Origin of the sequence: Nocardioides campestrisoli, assembly GCF_013624435.2 — a bacterium.
Taxonomy (GTDB): domain Bacteria; phylum Actinomycetota; class Actinomycetes; order Propionibacteriales; family Nocardioidaceae; genus Nocardioides; species Nocardioides campestrisoli.
Genome location: NZ_CP061768.1, coordinates 1,919,975 through 1,936,448, shown reverse-complemented (window position 1 = coordinate 1,936,448; position 16,474 = coordinate 1,919,975). Strand labels below are relative to the sequence as shown.

Below are 16,474 nucleotides of genomic sequence, written 5' to 3'. Positions count from 1 at the left end.
TGTGGGGACGGCCTGGGTGGCCGTCCCGCCGATGTGACACCCCTCACGCTAGGAACGTGCGACCCTCCTCGCCATGGGCGCACCGCCCAGTCCCAGGTGGGCAGCCCTGTCGTGCACCGCGCCCTTCAGCGCTGTCCCGTCCTCCTCAGCGCTGCACCGCCCCCGTCAGCTCCGCGGCCTTCGCCACCGCGGCGTCCCGGGCCCGGGCCGACTCACCCTCCTTGAGCGTACGGTCGGGCGCCCGGAAGCGGAGCGCGAACGCCAGCGAACGGCGTCCGGCCTCCACCGGGTCACCGGTGTAGACGTCGAAGAGCCTGATCGACTCCAGCAGCTCGCCGGCGCCCTCGCGCAGTGCCGCCTCCACGTCCGCGGTCGGCACGGACGCGTCCACGACCAGCGCGACGTCCTCCTTGGCCAGCGGGTAGGTGGAGAAGACCGGGGCGGTCCGCAGGTGGACGGCGTGCTCGGCCAGGCGGTCGAGGTCGACCTCCGCCGCCACGGTCCCCCGGGGCAGGCCGTACGCGGCACAGACCTTCGGGTGCAGCTCGCCCGCATGCCCGATCACCTGGTCGTCGACCGCGAGCTCGGCGCAGCGCCCGGGGTGCCACGGCGCCACCTCCACGGCACGGGCGGTGACCCTCAGACCCACGGAGTCGGCGAGCGCCCGGACGGCGTCCACCGCATCGGCCCAGTCGACGGGGCGTCCGGTGCCCCACCAGCCGCCGGTCTCGGCGTCCCCGACGGCGACCAGCCCGAGGTGCTGGGGCTGGGCGGGCAACGCCTCGTCCAGCGCGGCCAGCTCCTCGGCGGTCGGCCGGCGGTCGACCCCGAGGATCGGAGCGGCCCCACCGGTGGGCACCGTGATCGTGGTGGTCTCGTAGATCCCGAAGGACGAGGCTCCCAGCCCCACGTTGCGTCCGGCGGCCTTGAGCAGCCCCGGCAGCAGCGTGGTGGTCATCATCGGGGCCTCGTTGCTGAGCGGGTTCTCCAGCACCAGCGCCCGGCGGCGCTCGTCGTCGGCGGGAAGGCCGAGCGCGTCGAAGTCGGTCTCGCCGACGAACGGGAAGGTCACCACCTCCACGAAGCCCTCGGCCGCGGCGGCGCGGGAGAACCGGCGGCGCAGCTGCTGGGCACGGGTCAGCCCGCGGCCCGCCGGCGGCGTCGGCAGCACCGACGGGACCCGGTCGTAGCCGACCAGGCGGATGACCTCCTCGGTGGTGTCCTGAGGATCGACCAGGTCGGGCCGCCACGGGGGCGGCACCACGGTGAGGGTCCCGGACCCGGAGACCTCGCAGCCGACGGCTCGCAGCGTCTCGACCACGGTCTCCTCGGAGATCTCCATGCCCGACACCTTGGCCGCCCGGTCCGCCGCCACGGTGATGACGGGCATGGCCGGGGGCTCACCGACGACGGTGACGCCAGGGTCGGCGCTCGCCCCGCCGAGCTCGACGAGCAGCTCCACGACCCGGTCGGCCGCCGCCTCGCAGATCGTCGGGTCGACCCCGCGCTCGTTGCGCTTGCCGGCCTCGGAGGTGATGCGGTGCCGCTTGCCGGTGCGGAACATCGACACGGCGTCCCAGTGGGCCGACTCGACCAGGATCGAGGTGGTGCTCTCCGAGATCTCGGTGGTCTCGCCGCCCATCACGCCACCCAGGCCGATGATGCCGGAGTCGTCGGTGACGACCAGGTCCTCCGGGTCCAGGGTGCGCTGCACGCCGTCGAGCGTGCGCAGCGTCTCCCCCGGGGTCGCGCGACGGACCACGACCGGTCCCTGGAGCTTGTCCGCGTCGTAGCCGTGGATCGGTCGACCGGTCTCGAGCATGACGTAGTTGGTGATGTCGACGGCCAGCGAGACCGAGCGCATCCCGGCGGCCGTCAGCCGGTCCACCATCCAGGTGGGCGTGGCAGCGGCGGGGTCGAACCCGGTCACCTTGCGGGCGACGAAGACCGGGCAGCCCGCACGGTCCTCGAGCACGACGGGGTAGCCCGCGTCGTTGGCCGGCGGGGTGTCCCGCAGCGCGGGGTCGCGGAAGTCCGAGGCGCCGTCGACGGAGACGAGGACCTCGCGCGCGATCCCCCGCAGGGAGAGGGCGTAGGCCCGGTCCGGGTTGACCTCGAGCTCGACGACCTCCTCGTCGAGGCCGAGCACGGGGCGTACGTCCTGGCCTGGCTCGCCGGCGTCGGCGGGGAGCACGATGATGCCGTCGTGCTCCTCCCCCAGCCCGAGCTCTCGGGCCGAGCAGATCATCCCGGCCGACAGGTGTCCGTAGGTCTTGCGCGCGGAGATGGCGAAGTTCCCGGGCAGCACACCACCGGGCAGGATCACGACCACCAGGTCGCCCGGGGCGAAGTTGTGCGCCCCGCAGACGATGCCCTGGGGCTCACCGGTGCCGTTGGCCTCGCCCACGTCGACGGTGCACCAGTTGATCGTCTTGCCGTTCTTCTGCGGCTCGGGCTCCATGGTGAGCACCCGACCGACCACCAGCGGACCGGTGATCTGCGCGCCGGGGCTGTCGATCGCCTCCAGCTTCAGGCCGGTGAGGGTGAGCCGGTGGGTGAGCTCCTCGGTCGAGACGTCCGCCGGGACCGAGACGTACTCCTTGATCCATGAGATCGGGGCCTTCATCGTGTCTTCTCCTCAGATCTCGGTGCCGAAGGCGGAGCTGAAGCGCACGTCACCCTCGAAGAGCGGGCGCAGGTCCTCCAGCCCGTGGCGGAACATGAACGACCGGTCGATGCCCATGCCGAACGCGAAGCCGGAGTAGACCTCCGGGTCGACCCCGCAGGCCACGAGCACGCGCGGGTTCACCACGCCGCAGCCGCCCCACTCGATCCAGCCCTCGCCCCGGCAGGTGCGGCACTCCTGGGCGTTCTCCCCGCGGCACACGAAGCACCGCAGGTCGACCTCCGCGGAGGGCTCGGTGAACGGGAAGTACGACGGCCGGAACCGGGTGCCGATCCCCTCACCGAAGAGCCGCGCGGCGAAGTGGTCCAGGGTGCCCTTGAGGTGTGCCATGGAGATGCCCTCGTCCACCACGAGGCCCTCGACCTGGTGGAACATCGGGCTGTGGGTGGCGTCGTACTCGTCGGTGCGGAACACGCGCCCCGGGCAGGCCACGTAGATCGGCGGCTTGCGGGTCAGCATCGTGCGCGCCTGCACCGGCGACGTCTGGGTGCGCAGCACCACGTGGTGGTCGGCCGGGCTCGCCCAGAAGGTGTCCTGCATCGTGCGGGCCGGGTGGTCGGGGCCCAGGTTGAGGGCGTCGAAGTTGAGCCACTCGGCCTCCACCAGCGGACCTTCGGCGATCTCCCAGCCCATCGCCACGAAGATGTCGGCGATCAGCTCGGACTGCATGGTCAGCGGGTGCCGCGAACCCCGACGTCGGCGGTCCGTCGGCAACGTGACGTCGACCGTCTCGGTGACGAGCATCTGCTCCTCGTGCTCGGCCTCCAGGACCGCCTCACGAGCCGCGAGGGCCTTCGCGACCGCTCCCCTGGCCTGCCCCACCCGCTGCCCGGCCTCCTTGCGCGCCTGCGGCGGCAGAGCGCCGATCTCGCGGTTGGCCAGGGCCAACGGCGAGCGGTCGCCCGCGTGCTCGAGCCTGGCCTGCTTGAGGGCGTCGAGGTCGCCGGCGGCGGCGATCGCGGCCAGGGCGGCCTCGCGCATCGCCTCGACCTGGTCGGCCTTGAGCGGGGTGACCTCGACAGGGTCGTAGTCGGTGTTGGGGCCGGACATGGCTCCCTTTCCAGCGGCGATCGGGACGCCGCAGAGTCTAGGGGTGGGCTACGGGAGGGCTGCTCCCCGGACCGGTCGAGCGACCGTGCGCCACGACCCGGCGGTGCCGACCGGGTCGGGAACCGCGACGAGCTCCGGACGCCCGGGTCGGCGGCTGCATGCCCTGCTGTCGATCCTACGACAGCCGTTCAGGAGCGCCGGGCCTCTCGGCCGCTCCCCGGCCCGCACCCGGCACCACGCCGCAGCGCTCGGATGCAGTTGTCACGGCCCTGGTGCCGGCAGGACCGACTGACAGCGCACGGGATCGGGCTGCCCGTCAGCCGTCAGCGAGGAGAGTGCGCGCTCGGCGCGATCGTCGCCCCAGGTCCAGGCCGGGTCCCAGCGCCACCCGCCGCCGTCCCTTCCCCCCTCCGGCGACCCCGCTCGCTCCTGGTGCAACAGGAGCACGCAGCGCGCCAGGTCGGCGGGGAGCCGCTCCACCAGCACCGGCACGGCGTCGTCGGACAGGTGTGCCAGGTAGTCGGTGTCCAGCCATCCGCTCTCCTGGTAGCGGTCGATGTTGCGTCCGGCCACCCAGGCGTCCGGGTTGAGCACCAGCAGGCCGAGCAGCGTGGACGCACCGGTGAGCAGCGCGAGTCGGGGCACCCAGGTCGCCACGCCCAGGACTCCGAGCACCAGCACCGCGAGGACCACCAGCCCGAGCCAGGCCTCGAAGACGGTGACCACCAGCCGGAGCGTGGTGAAGCCGTAGGCGTCCTGGTACACGGCCATCCGGGACACGGCGGCGCCGACGACCGCCAGGGCCAGGACCCCGAGCAGGCCGGCGGCGGCGCGGAAGAGCAGACGGTCGGAGGCACGCGGGGAGACGCGGCGGGCCGCGGCCCAGATCACCACCAGGGTGAGCGCGGTCGCCACGACGAGCTGGCCGAAGCCCTGGTGGGCGTAGTCGGCGTAGCTGAGCCCCGCGGTACGACGTACGTAGTCGTGTCCCCCCAGGACGACGCGAGCCTGGGCCAGGACGAAGACCGCGAAGACCAGGTCGACGACGAGCAGCGGGGCGAGCCACTCCCACTGCGACCTGGCGACCGGGCCCGCGGTGCTCGTCGGGTCGACCCGAGCGGGGTTGCGCGCGAGGTAGGCCGCGGCGAGCGTCATCGCGAAGACCGTCAGCGTGACGAAGCCACGGACGACCGCGTCGTCGAAGTCGGCGTCCGGGACCAGCGCGTCCATCCACCGGGCGAAGGTCCGGTCGGCACTGGCGAAGAGGAGCCCGAAGACCGCGGCGCCCAGGAGCGAGAGGAGCACGGTGCGGGCCAGGACGGGTCCGCGACCGCGCGCGCCGACGAGGCGCAGGGTGCGGCCGAACCACGGCAGACCGCGCAGGCCGGCGGCGGGCCAGGCCATCCCCGAGAGCAGGAACCCTCGGAACGTCCGCGCTCGGGTGACCCCGGAGAGGAACACTCCCGCCGCGGCCAGCACCCCCAGCACGGCCAGTCCGTCCGCCGCCCGGACGGCCAGCATCGCGACCAGGCCGGCGGCCAGCAGGCTGCAGGTCAGGGTGAACGGTCTCGTCCTGACGGGCGAGGACAGCCAGGCGCAGACGCCGGCGAGCATCAGCACCACGGCCCACGACAGGCCCGGCCCGGAGAAGGTCATCAGGGCCCCGGCCAGGACGCCCACGGCGAGCGCGCCGGCCACCGGGCGCAGGTCCGCGGCGGGGGCGTTCTCGGGCCAGACGCGACCGAAGAGCTGGTCCAGGGCCGAGACCGGCACGCCCGTCGACCCAGACGTCGACCCAGACGTCGACCCAGCGGGACGCCACGAGGTAGGGGCAACGGTTGACGTCACGGGGGACGACGGGCTGGGGGGCTGGGCCTCGGGCACCTGCGCCGTACGACTGGGCGGACGCGCCGGGAGCTCCAGCCGCAACCTCGCGCCCCTCCCCTGCGTCGGCTCGTGGAACCGCAGGGTGCCGCCGTGCAGCCTGGCCACCCAGCGCGAGATCGCCAGTCCGAGTCCCGTCCCGCCACCAGCGGGATCGGTGCCGAAGCGCTCGAACACGCGCTCCCGGTCGGCCGGCGGCACACCCGGGCCCAGATCCCTGACCTCCAGCCACCACCCCGGCTCGGCCGGCGGTGCCCCCGCCGCGACCTGCTGAGACGCGATGTCGGCACCGGCACCGGCGAGCACCGTCACCGAGGCCCCTTCCGGGGAGTGCCGGGCGGCGTTGTCCAGGACGTTCACCAGCAGCTGCCGCACGCGTGCCGGGTCGACCCAGACCGTCAGGTCGGTCGGGACGTCCACCTCCACCCGGACGGGGCGCCCGGACCCACGCAGCTGGTCGGCGCACTCGTGCACCAGGGCCGCGAGCCCGACGGGCACCGGGTCCAGGTCGACGACGCCGGCCTCCAGGCGGGAGAGCGCCAGCAGGTCCGCCAGCAGGCCCCCGAGCCGCACCGTGCTGTCCAAGGCACCCTGGAGGTGCCTCTCGTCCGCGGGGACGACCCCGTCCACCAGGTTCTCCAGCTGGGCCTGGAGTGCGGCCACGGGCGTGCGCAGCTCGTGGGAGACCGTGGCCACCAGGTCCCGCCGTTCGGCGTCCACCCGAGCCAGGTCGTCGGCCATCGCGTTGAACGCCGAGGCCAGCTGACCGACCTCGTCGCCGTGGGGAGCCACCACCCGGATGCCGTGGTCGCCCTGGGCCAGCCGCTGGGCCGCCACGGTCATCTCACGCAGCGGCGCCAGCATCCCGGCCGCTAGCAGCTGGGCCACCGACAGCGCGAGCAGCACGGTCACCGGAAGGCTCAGCCAGGGCGGGACGCCGTTCTCGCGGCCGAACGCGGCCACCAGCGCCGCCACCAGCACCGAGAGCCCGACCAGGACCCCGAGCCGGGTCCGGATCGACCTCCACGGCGACAGGGTCGGCGTGCTCACGAGAGCGTCCCGCGCTCGAGCGCGTAGCCGACGCCGTGCACCGTGCGGATGCGGTGGACCCCGATCTTCGCCCGCAGCGCCTTCACGTGGCTGTCGACCGTGCGGGTCCCCGAGGCCCCCGGCCAGTCCCAGACCCGCGCCAGCAGCTGGTCCCGGCTCAGCACCCGACCCGGCTCCTCGGCCAGGCAGACCAGCAGGTCGAACTCCGTGGGAGTCAGGTGGACCTCCGCGCCGGCGACCACGACGCGCCGCGTGGCCGGCTCCACCTGCAGGTCCCCGAGCAGGAGCGCGGCACCGTCCTGACCCCGGACGAGCTCGGCCGCGCGCTCGACCCGGCGCAGCAGCGCCGCCACCCGGGCGACGAGCTCACGCATCCGGAACGGCTTGGTCAGGTAGTCGTCGGCACCCACCCCGAGCCCGACCAGGACGTCGGCCTCGTCGTCGCGGGCGGTGAGCATCAGCACCGGGACCGGGCGCTGCGCCTGGAGACGGCGGCAGACCTCGTGCCCGTCGTACCCGGGGAGCATCACGTCGAGGACGACGACGTCGGGCGGGCGGCTCAGCGCCAGCTCGACGGCGGAAGGGCCGTCGAAAGCGCGGAGCACCTCGTACCCCTCGGCCGCCAACCTGTCGGTAACGGCCTGGTTGATCGCAGGGTCGTCCTCGACCACCAGCACCAGTCGACGGGCTCTGCTCGCGGGTCCGGGGGTCGCCATGGCACGACCCTAGGAGCGGGAGGGCGCAGGAGGTGCCAGCAACTCGTGAAGGTTCGGTGTAGGTGCCGCGGGGACCGGTCCCCGCGACCAGTCCGGTGGGAGCAGCCGGGCCGGATCAGTCCGGACGCCGGTCCTCGACCGGCCACTCCACGGTGATCCGGGCCCCGCCGCCGGGCCGGTCGTCGATGCTGAGCTGCCCGCCGTGCGCGCGGGTGAGCCCGTGGGCGATGTACATGCCGAGACCCGAGCCGCCGGCGGCACCGGAGGTCCAGAACTTGGTCAGCACCCGGCGGCGCAGGTCCTCGGGGATCCCCTCCCCCTCGTCGGTGACCACCAGCGAGGCGCCGGGTCGTCCCGCGGCGTCGCTGACCCGCCCCAGAGTCACGCGGACCGTCCCCTCGCCGTGCCGTACGGCGTTCTCCACCAGGTTGGTGACCACCTGGGTGAACTTGTCGGGGTCGGCGAAGATCTCCCCCGGGCCCTCGTCGACCTCGAGCTCCAGCGGCCGCGACGTCGCGGCCTGGACGGAGCCGACCACCCGGCGCACCAGCATCGCGCCGTCCACCTCGCGGGGGTAGAGGCTGAGCCGCCCGGTGTCGATCCGGGCCACGTCCAGCAGCTCGGCGATCAGCCGCGCCAGCCGGTCGGCGTCCGCGTTCACCGTGGTGAGCATCAGCTTCTTCTGCTCGTCGCTGAGCAGGTCCCACCGGTTGAGCATCGCCTGGACGAATCCCTTGACGCCGGTCAGCGGGGAGCGCAGCTCGTGCGCCACGGTGGCCACGAGGTCCGAGCGCTCACGGTCCAGCCTGGCCCGGCCACGGCCACTGCGCAGGCAGACGGCGACGTGCTCCACGGGGGCGTGCGGGTGCGGACGGGTCAGCCGCGCGTTGACCAGCACCTCGTTCCCGTTCGGCAGGATCCAGGACTGCTCGGGCACCCCGGTCCGGGTGCCGAGCCCCGCGAAGGGGCAGTTCGTGCTGACCCAGTCGCGGCCGCTCTGGTCGACCAGGGTGAGCACCTGGGCCAGGGGTCGCCCCACCCCGTCGGCACAGCCCAGCAGGGCGGCCGCGCTCCGGTTGACCGCGAGCACGGTCCCCTCGGCGTCGGCGAGCACCACACCGTCCGGCAAGAGGTCCAAGACGTCGTCGCTCATCCGCGCAATGTAGCGACCGTGCTCCTCGCTCACGCGGAGGGTCGCTGCGCGGCGGCGCTGGCGTAGAGGCAGACGGCCGCCGCGGTGGCCAGGTTGAGGCTCTCGGCCCGTCCGTGGATCGGGATGGAGACCCGGCGGTCGGCCAGGGCGGCGACCTCGTCGGGCAGCCCGTGCGCCTCGTTGCCGAAGAGCCAGGCCGTGGGCCCGGACAGGTCGGTGGTGAAGAGGTCGTCGGTGCCGCCCCCGTCGGCGGCGAGCACGGTGAGGCCGGCCGCCTGCAAGGTGGCGAGCACCTCGTCGAGGTCGGGAGCGACCACGACGGGGAGGTGGAACAGGCTGCCCACCGTCGCGCGGACGGTCTTGGGGTTGTAGGCGTCGACCGAGTGCCCGGCGAGCACGACCAGGTCCGCCCCGGCCGCGTCGCTGGTGCGGATGACCGTGCCGGCGTTCCCGGGGTCCCGGACGTCCAGGCAGATCGTGACCAGGCGAGGACCGTCCGGCAGCTCCGCGAGCGCCCGGTCCAGGGGGACGTCCAGGAAGCGGCAGACCGCCACGAGCCCGGCGGGGGTCACGGAGTCCGACAGCCCCGCCAGTGCGCGGTCCTCGACCACCGTCACCCGCGGCGCGGGCGCGAGGAGCTCGGCGTGCTGCTCGGCGGCCGCCGCGGTGACGAAGACCTCGAGCACGCGGTCCGGCTGCTCCAGCGCGCCCTCGACCGCCTTCGGGCCGTCGGCAAGGAAAAGCCGCCGCTCGGTACGTACCGAGCGGCGGCTGAGCTTCCTCGCCTCTTTCACGCGGGCGTTGCCCGCGGACAGAGGAGCGTCCACGAGAGGAGTCAGGAGGCCTTGGGGGCGTTGACGTCCTCGGGGAGGGCGGCCTTGGCCGTCTCGACGAGAGCGGCGAACGCCGGGGCGTCGTTGACGGCGAGCTCCGCGAGGATCTTCCGGTCGACCTCGACGCCGGCCAGGTTGAGACCCTGGATGAAGCGGTTGTACGTCATGCCGTTGGCTCGGGCCGCGGCGTTGATCCGCTGGATCCAGAGCTTGCGGAAGTTGCCCTTGTTCTTGCGGCGGTCGTTGTAGCTGTAGACCAGCGAGTGGGTGACCTGCTCCTTGGCCTTGCGGTACAGGCGCGAGCGCTGACCGCGGTAACCGGAGGCGCGCTCCAGGACGACCCGGCGCTTCTTCTGGGCGTTGACTGCCCGCTTGACGCGTGCCATTTCTTACTCCTTGTAGCTGTCTGCCCTCCCGACCAGTGGGCCGGGAGGAAGTGTGAGGGGGCGAAGAGGGATCAGAGACCCAGCATCTTCTTGGCACGCGGGACGTCGGCCTTGGCGACCTCGGTGGTGCCGGTCATCCGGCGCGTGACCTTGGAGGCCTTCTTCTCCAGGTTGTGGCGCTTGCCCGCCTTCTCGCGCAGGATCTTGCCCGAACCGGTCACGCGGAAGCGCTTGCCGGCACCGGAGTGGCTCTTGTTCTTGGGCATGTCGATGCTCTCTCTTCTCGTGGTGCGTACGACGACCGTCGGGCCGCCGCAGTACGTGGTGGGTCAGGCCTCGATCTCGGGGTCGAGGTTCTCCGAGCGGCCGCGCTCCTTCTTCTGCGCGACCTTGCGACCTGCCTCGGGTGCGAACGCGGCGCGCTCCTCGGCCTCGGCGGCGGCCCGCTCGGCGGCCTTGGTCTCCTTCTCCGCCTGCATCTCGACCTTGGCGTCGGCCTTCTTCTTGTTCGGCCCGAGCACCATGATCATGTTGCGCCCGTCCTGCTTGGGCGACGACTCGACGAAGCCGAGCTCCTGGACGTCCTCCGCCAGCTTCTGCAGCAGACGGAAACCCAGCTCGGGGCGGTGCTGCTCGCGGCCGCGGAACATGATCGTGATCTTGACCTTGTCGCCGGCACGGAGGAAGCGGACCACGTGGCCCTTCTTCGTCTCGTAGTCGTGCGCGTCGATCTTGGGACGAAGCTTCATCTCCTTGATGATCACGTTCGTCTGGTTCCGCCGTGCCTCACGGGCCTTCTGGGCGTTCTCGTACTTGAACTTCCCGTAGTCCATGAGCTTGCAGACGGGCGGGCGGCCCTGGGGCGCGATCTCGACGAGGTCGAGGTCCGCCTCCTGGGCAAGCTTCAGTGCCTGGTCGGTCGGAACGATGCCGACCGTCTCGCCGTTCGGTCCAACGAGACGGACCTCGGGAACCCGGATCCGGTCGTTGATACGCAGCTCTGTGCTGATGAGTCCTCCAGTGGTCTGATGCGGGACAACGTCTCCGAAATGGACGATGGCCCCCGCTCGTTCCAAGCGGAAGCCAGTCAGACGCATCCCCCAGCACCTGGGAAACACTCCGGAATCGGACCCGTGGGACCGTTCCGTGACCGGACCCGACGACCTCGTGCGGCCGGTGCGGGTGGGAGACGTCTTGCAAGCCTCCGCTTGTGATGCGACCGGCGAATGCCGGACACATCGGTCAACACTGGAATGCTACCGGAGCATTCCCCACGGCGCGAATCGGGTGGTCACGAGTCGCCGGAGTCGTCGGCGGGCCGGAGCCAGCCCCAGCGGTCGTCGACCTGGACCAGCTGCCAGCCGGCGGCGAACGCCTCCAGCTCCTGCCCCTCGAGGGCCAGCGGATGGGGTCCGGCGACGTCGACCACGAGGGCGGCCGCGCCTTCCTGCACCGCACTGAGCGCCGCGGTCTCGGCGGTCACCGGAACCGGACGGGCCTCGGGGTTCCAGCGGGCGAGGTTCTCGGTGGAGGTGAAGGCGAGGAGCGCCGTACGACCGTCGGCGCCGGTGAGCAGGACGGCCGCCATGTCGCTGGACTTGTCGTGGGCCAGTCCCGCCTCGTCGACCTCCACCTCCCCCAGCACCGCCACCACCGGGACCAGGAGCCGCGCGCCGGCCAGGGCCGCGACCACCGGGGCGAAGGTCGCCGCGCTCCCGTCGTGGGCGGCGAGCGCGGCTGCGAGCGCCGGGTCGGCCTCGCCGGTGTCGCCGGAGAAGCCGGTCTGCAGGATGCGGGCGCCGTCGAAGCGCGGAGAGTCGGCCATGATGGGAGGAAGCCTAGACAACGGTGTGGGATTCTGGGCAGATGGACGAGGTGACCTGGGGCGCACTGGCGCTCACGTTGACGGTGCTCGGCGTGATCTACACCTGGTGGGCTGCGCGCAACCGAGGCGCGGCCTCCGCCACCCGCGGCGCGGCCTTCACGCTGCTGCCCGCGGCGGCCTGGCTGACCGGCACGCTGGAGATGTTCACCGAGATCGCGGGCTCGGTCTCCGACTGGGCCACCCACCTGGTGCTCAGCCCGGTCGTGTGGAGCGGCATCGGGCTCGCGGGCCTCTCGGTGGCGCTCTTCTTCGTCGCGGGCTTCCTGGCCGGACGCCAGGGGGCAGGAGACAAGCAGCTCCCGCCCTCCCGGACGGCTGGTGCCGTCCCGCCCGCCGGTCGCGGCAAGGCCCAGCCTCCCGTCGACGACGACCTGGCCGACATCGAGGCGCTCCTGCGCAAGCGCGGGATCACCTGATGCCCGACGGGCTGGTGGACCGCTACCGGCTCTGGACACGGCTGCGCGACGCCGTACGGGCACTGCCCGAGCAGCCGCCGACGCCGCTGGCGGTCGTGGACCTCGACGCCTTCGACGCCAACGCGGCCGACCTCGCCGCCCGTGCCGGCGGCGTGCCGATCCGGGTCGCGTCGAAGTCGCTGCGCGTCCCGGCGCTGATCTCCCGCGCGCTCGACCACCCCGGGTTCCAGGGCGTGCTGGCCTACACCCTGCGCGAGGCCCTGTGGCTGCACCGTCAGGGGATCAGCGACGACGTCGTCGTGGCCTACCCCACCGTCGACCGGGCCGCCCTGGCCGAGCTGGTCGCCTCCCCGTCGACCGCCGCGGCGGTCTGCCTGATGATCGACGACCCGGCCCACCTCGACGTCGTCGACTCCGTGCGCGCCTCCAAGGCCGTCCAGGTCCGGGTGGCGCTCGACGTCGACGCCGGTCTCGACGTCGCGGGGCGCCGGGTGGGGCCCAAGCGCTCGCCGCTCCACGACGCCGCCGCGGTCTCGGCCCTGGCCGCCGAGGTCGCCCGACGCGACGGCTTCCGCCTGGTCGGCGTGATGACCTACGAGGGGCAGGTCGCCGGGGTCCCCGACGACGTCCCGGGCCAACGAGCCCGCTCCACGGTGGTACGCCGGATGAAGCAGGCCTCGGTGCGCCAGCTGGGGGCGCGCCGTGCCGCGGTGGTCGAGGCGCTCGCTGCCCACGGCCCGTTGGCGTTCTTCAACGCCGGGGGCTCGGGCTCGATCGAGACCAGCGCGCAGGACCCGCACGTCACCGAGGTGGCGGCCGGCTCCGGGCTGCTCGTCCCCGGACTCTTCGACCACTACCGCTCCTTCCGGCCCCGGCCCGCGGCCTTCTTCGCGGTGCCGGTCACCCGTCGTCCCGCGCCCGGCACGGTCACCGTGCACGGGGGCGGCCTGGTCGCCTCGGGGCCGCCGGGGCCCGACCGGCAGCCGCTCCCCTGGTGCCCGCCCGGACTCAGCCTGACCCCCCTGGAGGGCGCGGGAGAGGTACAGACCCCGCTGGTCGGCCATCCGGCCGACACGCTGGCCATCGGCGACCTGGTCTGGTTCCGGCACGCGAAGTCCGGCGAGCTCTTCGAGCACGTCCCGCTCGTGCACCTGCTCTCCGGTCGGGAGATCACCGGCAGCGTCTCCAGCTACCGCGGCCTGGGCGAGGCGTTCTGAGGCCCCTCGCCCTGGAGCCGGTCACGGCGGACACCCCCGGGCGCGTGCTCGCGCTCGCCGGCGCCCGTCCGGCGCTCGCCACCGGCACCCGGATCGTCTGCGTGGACGGCCCGTCGGGATCGGGCAAGAGCACGCTGGCAGCGGACCTGGCAGCCGCGGTCCCGCCGGGCGACGCGGTGGTGGTGCAGCTCGACGACCTGCTGGACGGCTGGGACGGCGGTCTCACCCGGATGATCTCGTCGCTCGTGGGACACGTCCTGGCTCCGCTGTCGGCGGGCAGGGCCTCGGGCTACCGGCGCTACGACTGGCACGCGGGCAGGTTCGCCGAGTGGACGCCGGTGCCACCGGTTCCGCTCGTGGTGGTCGAAGGCGTCGGCGCAGGCGCGCGGCTGACGGCGCCGTACCGGAGCCTGTGCGTGTGGGTGGAGGCGCCGCGCGAGCTCCGGCTGGCACGCGGGATCGCCCGCGACGGTGAGGCCTTCGCGCCATACTGGCTGACCTGGGCCGACCAGGAGGACATCCACTTCGCCCGGGACGAGACCCGGCGCCGGGCGGATCTGACCCTGACCACCGGCTGAGCGGATCGACCCCCGCCGAGCCCCTCCGGCACTAGCCTCCGCCCATGGACGAGACCGCGGCCACCGTTGGACCGCACGAGCCGCTCAAGCGACTCGAGCCACTCAAGTGCGTGATCGCCGGCGGCTCCGGAAGCCTCGGGCGGCCCCTCGCCGACCACCTCGCCCAGCAAGGCCACGAGGTGGTCGTGCTCACCCGGCGCCCGAGTCCCGACCTCGGCCACCGCCAGGTGCGCTGGGACGGCCGGACCGTCGGGGACTGGGCCGAGGAGCTCGCGGACCCCAGCCGCACGGCCGTGGTCAACCTGGCCGGCGAGCTGGTGGACCGCTCCCCCACCCACGCGCACGCCCGCCTCCTGCTCGACTCCCGGGTGCAGCCCACGCTCGCGCTGGTCCAGGCCAGCCGGCTCGGTGCCGAGCCGCTGGCCCACTGGGTGCAGGCCTCCACCACGGCGATCTGGTCCGACGGCGGGGAGCGGCGGATCACCGAGTCCACCCCGCTGCCGGAGCCCGGCCTGCCGCAGATGACCGGCGTGGCGCGCCCCTGGGAGGCCGCGAGCGACGGCGCGCACACGTCACACCGGGTGCTGCTGCGTACCTCGTTGGTCCTGCAGCCCGGCTCGCCGCTGCTGACCCGGCTCTCCGGCGTGACCCGGGCGGGCCTGGGCGGCCGCCTCGGCTCGGGGCGCCAGTGGATCAGCTGGATCCACGTCGACGACTGGCTGCGGGTGGTCGCGGCCTGCCTGGACCTGGTGCCCGGGGTCCGCATCCCCTCCGGGCCCCTGGTGGCCTCCTCGGACCGCCCGCTGCGCAACGCGGAGATGATGGCCGCGCTGCGCGCCCGCTACCGCCGCCCGGTCGGGCTCCCGGCCCCGGCGTTCGCCGTCCGGGTCGGCGCCCGGGTGCTCGGCTCGGACCCCGCGCTGGCGCTCACCGGTCGCCACTGCACCTCGCAGGTGCTGGAGCGTGCCGGATGGAGCTTCGACGTGCCGACGTTCCAGGACGCGCTCGCCCGGATCGGTACGGCCGGGTGAGCCCGGGGCGCCCGGCTCAGCGGTCGAGATAGCCGCGGAGCTCGCGCACCGCCGCGGTGGCGCGGGCACCGTCGGAGCCCTGGATCCCCATCACCGCGACCGACGTGCCGTCGCTGAGGTCGAGCGAGGCCCAAGGGGCACCCTGCGGCATCCGGACCGCGATCACCTCGGGCCACGTGAAGTGACGGCGGCGGTAGCCGTTGACCACCAGCAGCCCGTCCTCGCGCGCGACCACGCGGGACCGGGCGAGCGCGTGGCCCACCGAGAGCACCATCGCGGCCAGCACGAAGATCGTGCTCTTCTGGAAGAGCGTGAACTTGGCGCGGATCGACTCGTCGAAGCCGAACCAGGCGAACGTGCACACCACGACGAGGAGCACGCCGCAGGCCGTCGCCGCCAGCCTGACCCCCAGCGGGCGCCAGGTCCTGGGCAGCGTCGGGTCAGAGCCGGCAGGCATGGACGTCGGTGAGCAGGATGCCGCGGGCACCCAGGTCGTAGAGCTGGTCCATCAGGCGCTGGCTCCCCTCGCGCGGCACCATCGCCCGGACGGCGACCCAGCCCTCACGGTGCAGAGGCGAGACGGTGGGGCTCTCGATGCCCGGGGTGAGGGCGACCGCGTCGCTCACCTGCTCGGTGCGGATGTCGTAGTCCATCATCACGTAGCTGCGTGCGACCAGGACCCCCTCGATCCGACGCCGGAAGACCTCCAGGCCAGCCGGCGGCTCGCCGAGACGGGTGATCATCAACGCCTCCGAGCGCAGGATCACCTCGCCGAAGGTGGCCAGGCCGGCGGCGCGCAACGTCGAGCCGGTCTCCACCACGTCGGCGATGACGTCCGCCACGCCCAGCTGGATGCTGGTCTCCACGGCCCCGTCCAGGCGCAGCACGGTCGCCTCGATGCCGTGCTCGTCCAGGAACCGCTGGACGATCCCCACGTAGGAGGTGGCGATCCGCTTGCCTGCCAGGTCGGCCAGGTCGGTGTAGCGCCCGGCCGGGCCGGCGAAGTGGAAGCGCGAGCGGCCGAAGCCGAGCGCCAGCGTCTCCTGCGCCTGGGCACCGGAGTCCAGCAGCAGGTCGCGGCCGGTGATGCCGACGTCCAGGGTGCCCTCACCGACGTACAGCGCGATGTCACGGGGTCGCAGGTAGAAGAACTCCACGCCGTTCTCGGGGTCGGAGAGGGCGAGCTCCTTGGAGTCGCTGCGCTGCCGGTAGCCGGACTCGCGCAGGATCTCCGAGGCGGACTGCGACAGCGCGCCCTTGTTGGGCACCGCGACGCGCAGCAGCCGCCCGGGGGTGGTCTCGGTCATCGGTCCTGCCTCACAGGTGTGCGTAGACGTCGTCGAGCGTGATGCCGCTGGCGAGCATGAGGACCTGCGCGTGGTAGATCAGCTGGCTGATCTCCTCCGCCGTCCGCTCCTTGCCCTCGTGCTCGGCGGCCATCCAGGACTCCGCGGCCTCCTCGACCAGCTTCTTGCCGATCGTATGGACCCCGGCGTCCAGTGCGCGCACGGTTCCGGATCCCTCGGGGCGGGTCCGGGCCAGCTCGTTGAGCTCGTCCCAGAGACCTTCGAACGTCTTCACGGCGACAA

General features: G+C 73.1%; 17 protein-coding genes. 4 read left to right on the top strand and 13 right to left on the bottom strand.

The window, feature by feature from the left end:
- Positions 1-145 precede the first annotated feature (145 nt).
- The 10 genes from pheT to H8838_RS09170 all read right to left on the bottom strand — a co-directional run bounded on the left by pheT (position 146) and on the right by H8838_RS09170 (position 11,583).
- Positions 146-2,626, bottom strand: coding sequence for a phenylalanine--tRNA ligase subunit beta (pheT, locus tag H8838_RS09215; RefSeq protein WP_185994795.1), 2,481 nt, complete (start codon positions 2,624-2,626; stop codon positions 146-148).
- A gap of 12 nt (positions 2,627-2,638) precedes the next feature.
- Positions 2,639-3,736 (bottom strand): phenylalanine--tRNA ligase subunit alpha, encoded by a 1,098-nt coding sequence (locus H8838_RS09210; protein WP_185994796.1) that lies wholly within the window; start codon positions 3,734-3,736, stop codon positions 2,639-2,641.
- Between the two features lie 261 nt (positions 3,737-3,997).
- On the bottom strand, positions 3,998-6,670 hold the full coding sequence (locus tag H8838_RS09205) for a DUF4153 domain-containing protein (RefSeq protein WP_185994797.1): 2,673 nt from the start codon (positions 6,668-6,670) through the stop codon (positions 3,998-4,000).
- Positions 6,667-7,386 (bottom strand): response regulator transcription factor, encoded by a 720-nt coding sequence (locus H8838_RS09200; RefSeq protein WP_185994798.1) that lies wholly within the window; start codon positions 7,384-7,386, stop codon positions 6,667-6,669. The genes H8838_RS09205 and H8838_RS09200 overlap by 4 nt, the downstream gene beginning before the upstream one ends.
- Positions 7,387-7,501: 115 nt before the next feature.
- Positions 7,502-8,539 carry a sensor histidine kinase gene (locus H8838_RS09195; RefSeq protein ID WP_185994799.1) on the bottom strand — a complete coding sequence of 346 codons (1,038 nt, stop codon included), beginning with the start codon at positions 8,537-8,539 and terminating at the stop codon, positions 7,502-7,504.
- A 29-nt stretch (positions 8,540-8,568) separates the two neighbouring features.
- Positions 8,569-9,366 carry a TrmH family RNA methyltransferase gene (locus H8838_RS09190; RefSeq protein ID WP_181310798.1) on the bottom strand — a complete coding sequence of 266 codons (798 nt, stop codon included), beginning with the start codon at positions 9,364-9,366 and terminating at the stop codon, positions 8,569-8,571.
- An 8-nt stretch (positions 9,367-9,374) separates the two neighbouring features.
- Complete coding sequence (gene rplT / locus H8838_RS09185; protein WP_181310797.1) at positions 9,375-9,758, bottom strand: 50S ribosomal protein L20; 384 nt, start codon at positions 9,756-9,758, stop codon at positions 9,375-9,377.
- A 71-nt stretch (positions 9,759-9,829) separates the two neighbouring features.
- Positions 9,830-10,024, bottom strand: a complete 195-nt coding sequence (gene rpmI / locus H8838_RS09180) for a 50S ribosomal protein L35 (protein WP_181310796.1) — start codon at positions 10,022-10,024, stop codon at positions 9,830-9,832.
- Between the two features lie 63 nt (positions 10,025-10,087).
- Complete coding sequence (infC, locus tag H8838_RS09175; RefSeq protein ID WP_258236384.1) at positions 10,088-10,855, bottom strand: translation initiation factor IF-3; 768 nt, start codon at positions 10,853-10,855, stop codon at positions 10,088-10,090.
- Between the two features lie 194 nt (positions 10,856-11,049).
- A complete protein-coding gene (locus tag H8838_RS09170; RefSeq protein WP_181310795.1) occupies positions 11,050-11,583 on the bottom strand; it encodes an SseB family protein in 534 nt (177 codons plus the stop codon).
- Positions 11,584-11,624: 41 nt separating this feature from the next.
- Here H8838_RS09170 and H8838_RS09165 point away from each other — a divergent pair, with 41 nt between their 5' ends.
- Genes H8838_RS09165 through H8838_RS09150 form a run of 4 tightly spaced genes read left to right on the top strand, consistent with a single transcriptional unit; the run spans position 11,625 to position 14,885 of the window.
- The gene (locus H8838_RS09165; RefSeq protein WP_181310794.1) at positions 11,625-12,059 is read left to right on the top strand and encodes a cellulose synthase; all 435 of its coding nucleotides are present in this window, start codon (positions 11,625-11,627) and stop codon (positions 12,057-12,059) included.
- A complete protein-coding gene (locus tag H8838_RS09160) occupies positions 12,059-13,276 on the top strand; it encodes an alanine racemase (protein WP_181310793.1) in 1,218 nt (405 codons plus the stop codon). Before H8838_RS09165 ends, H8838_RS09160 begins: the two co-directional genes overlap by 1 nt.
- A gap of 44 nt (positions 13,277-13,320) precedes the next feature.
- Complete coding sequence (locus tag H8838_RS09155) at positions 13,321-13,854, top strand: nucleoside/nucleotide kinase family protein (protein WP_185994800.1); 534 nt, start codon at positions 13,321-13,323, stop codon at positions 13,852-13,854.
- Between the two features lie 44 nt (positions 13,855-13,898).
- On the top strand, positions 13,899-14,885 hold the full coding sequence (locus tag H8838_RS09150) for an NAD-dependent epimerase/dehydratase family protein (RefSeq protein ID WP_185994801.1): 987 nt from the start codon (positions 13,899-13,901) through the stop codon (positions 14,883-14,885).
- A 16-nt stretch (positions 14,886-14,901) separates the two neighbouring features.
- Here H8838_RS09150 and H8838_RS09145 read toward each other — a convergent pair whose 3' ends face one another.
- From H8838_RS09145 to H8838_RS09135, 3 genes are read right to left on the bottom strand one after another with little or no spacing between them, the layout of a single operon-like run.
- The gene (locus tag H8838_RS09145; protein ID WP_181310790.1) at positions 14,902-15,342 is read right to left on the bottom strand and encodes a PH domain-containing protein; all 441 of its coding nucleotides are present in this window, start codon (positions 15,340-15,342) and stop codon (positions 14,902-14,904) included.
- Positions 15,326-16,192, bottom strand: coding sequence for an ATP phosphoribosyltransferase (hisG, locus tag H8838_RS09140; protein WP_224766493.1), 867 nt, complete (start codon positions 16,190-16,192; stop codon positions 15,326-15,328). Before hisG ends, H8838_RS09145 begins: the two co-directional genes overlap by 17 nt.
- A 10-nt stretch (positions 16,193-16,202) precedes the next feature.
- Positions 16,203-16,466 carry a phosphoribosyl-ATP diphosphatase gene (locus tag H8838_RS09135; protein WP_181310789.1) on the bottom strand — a complete coding sequence of 88 codons (264 nt, stop codon included), beginning with the start codon at positions 16,464-16,466 and terminating at the stop codon, positions 16,203-16,205.
- Positions 16,467-16,474: the final 8 nt, after the last annotated feature.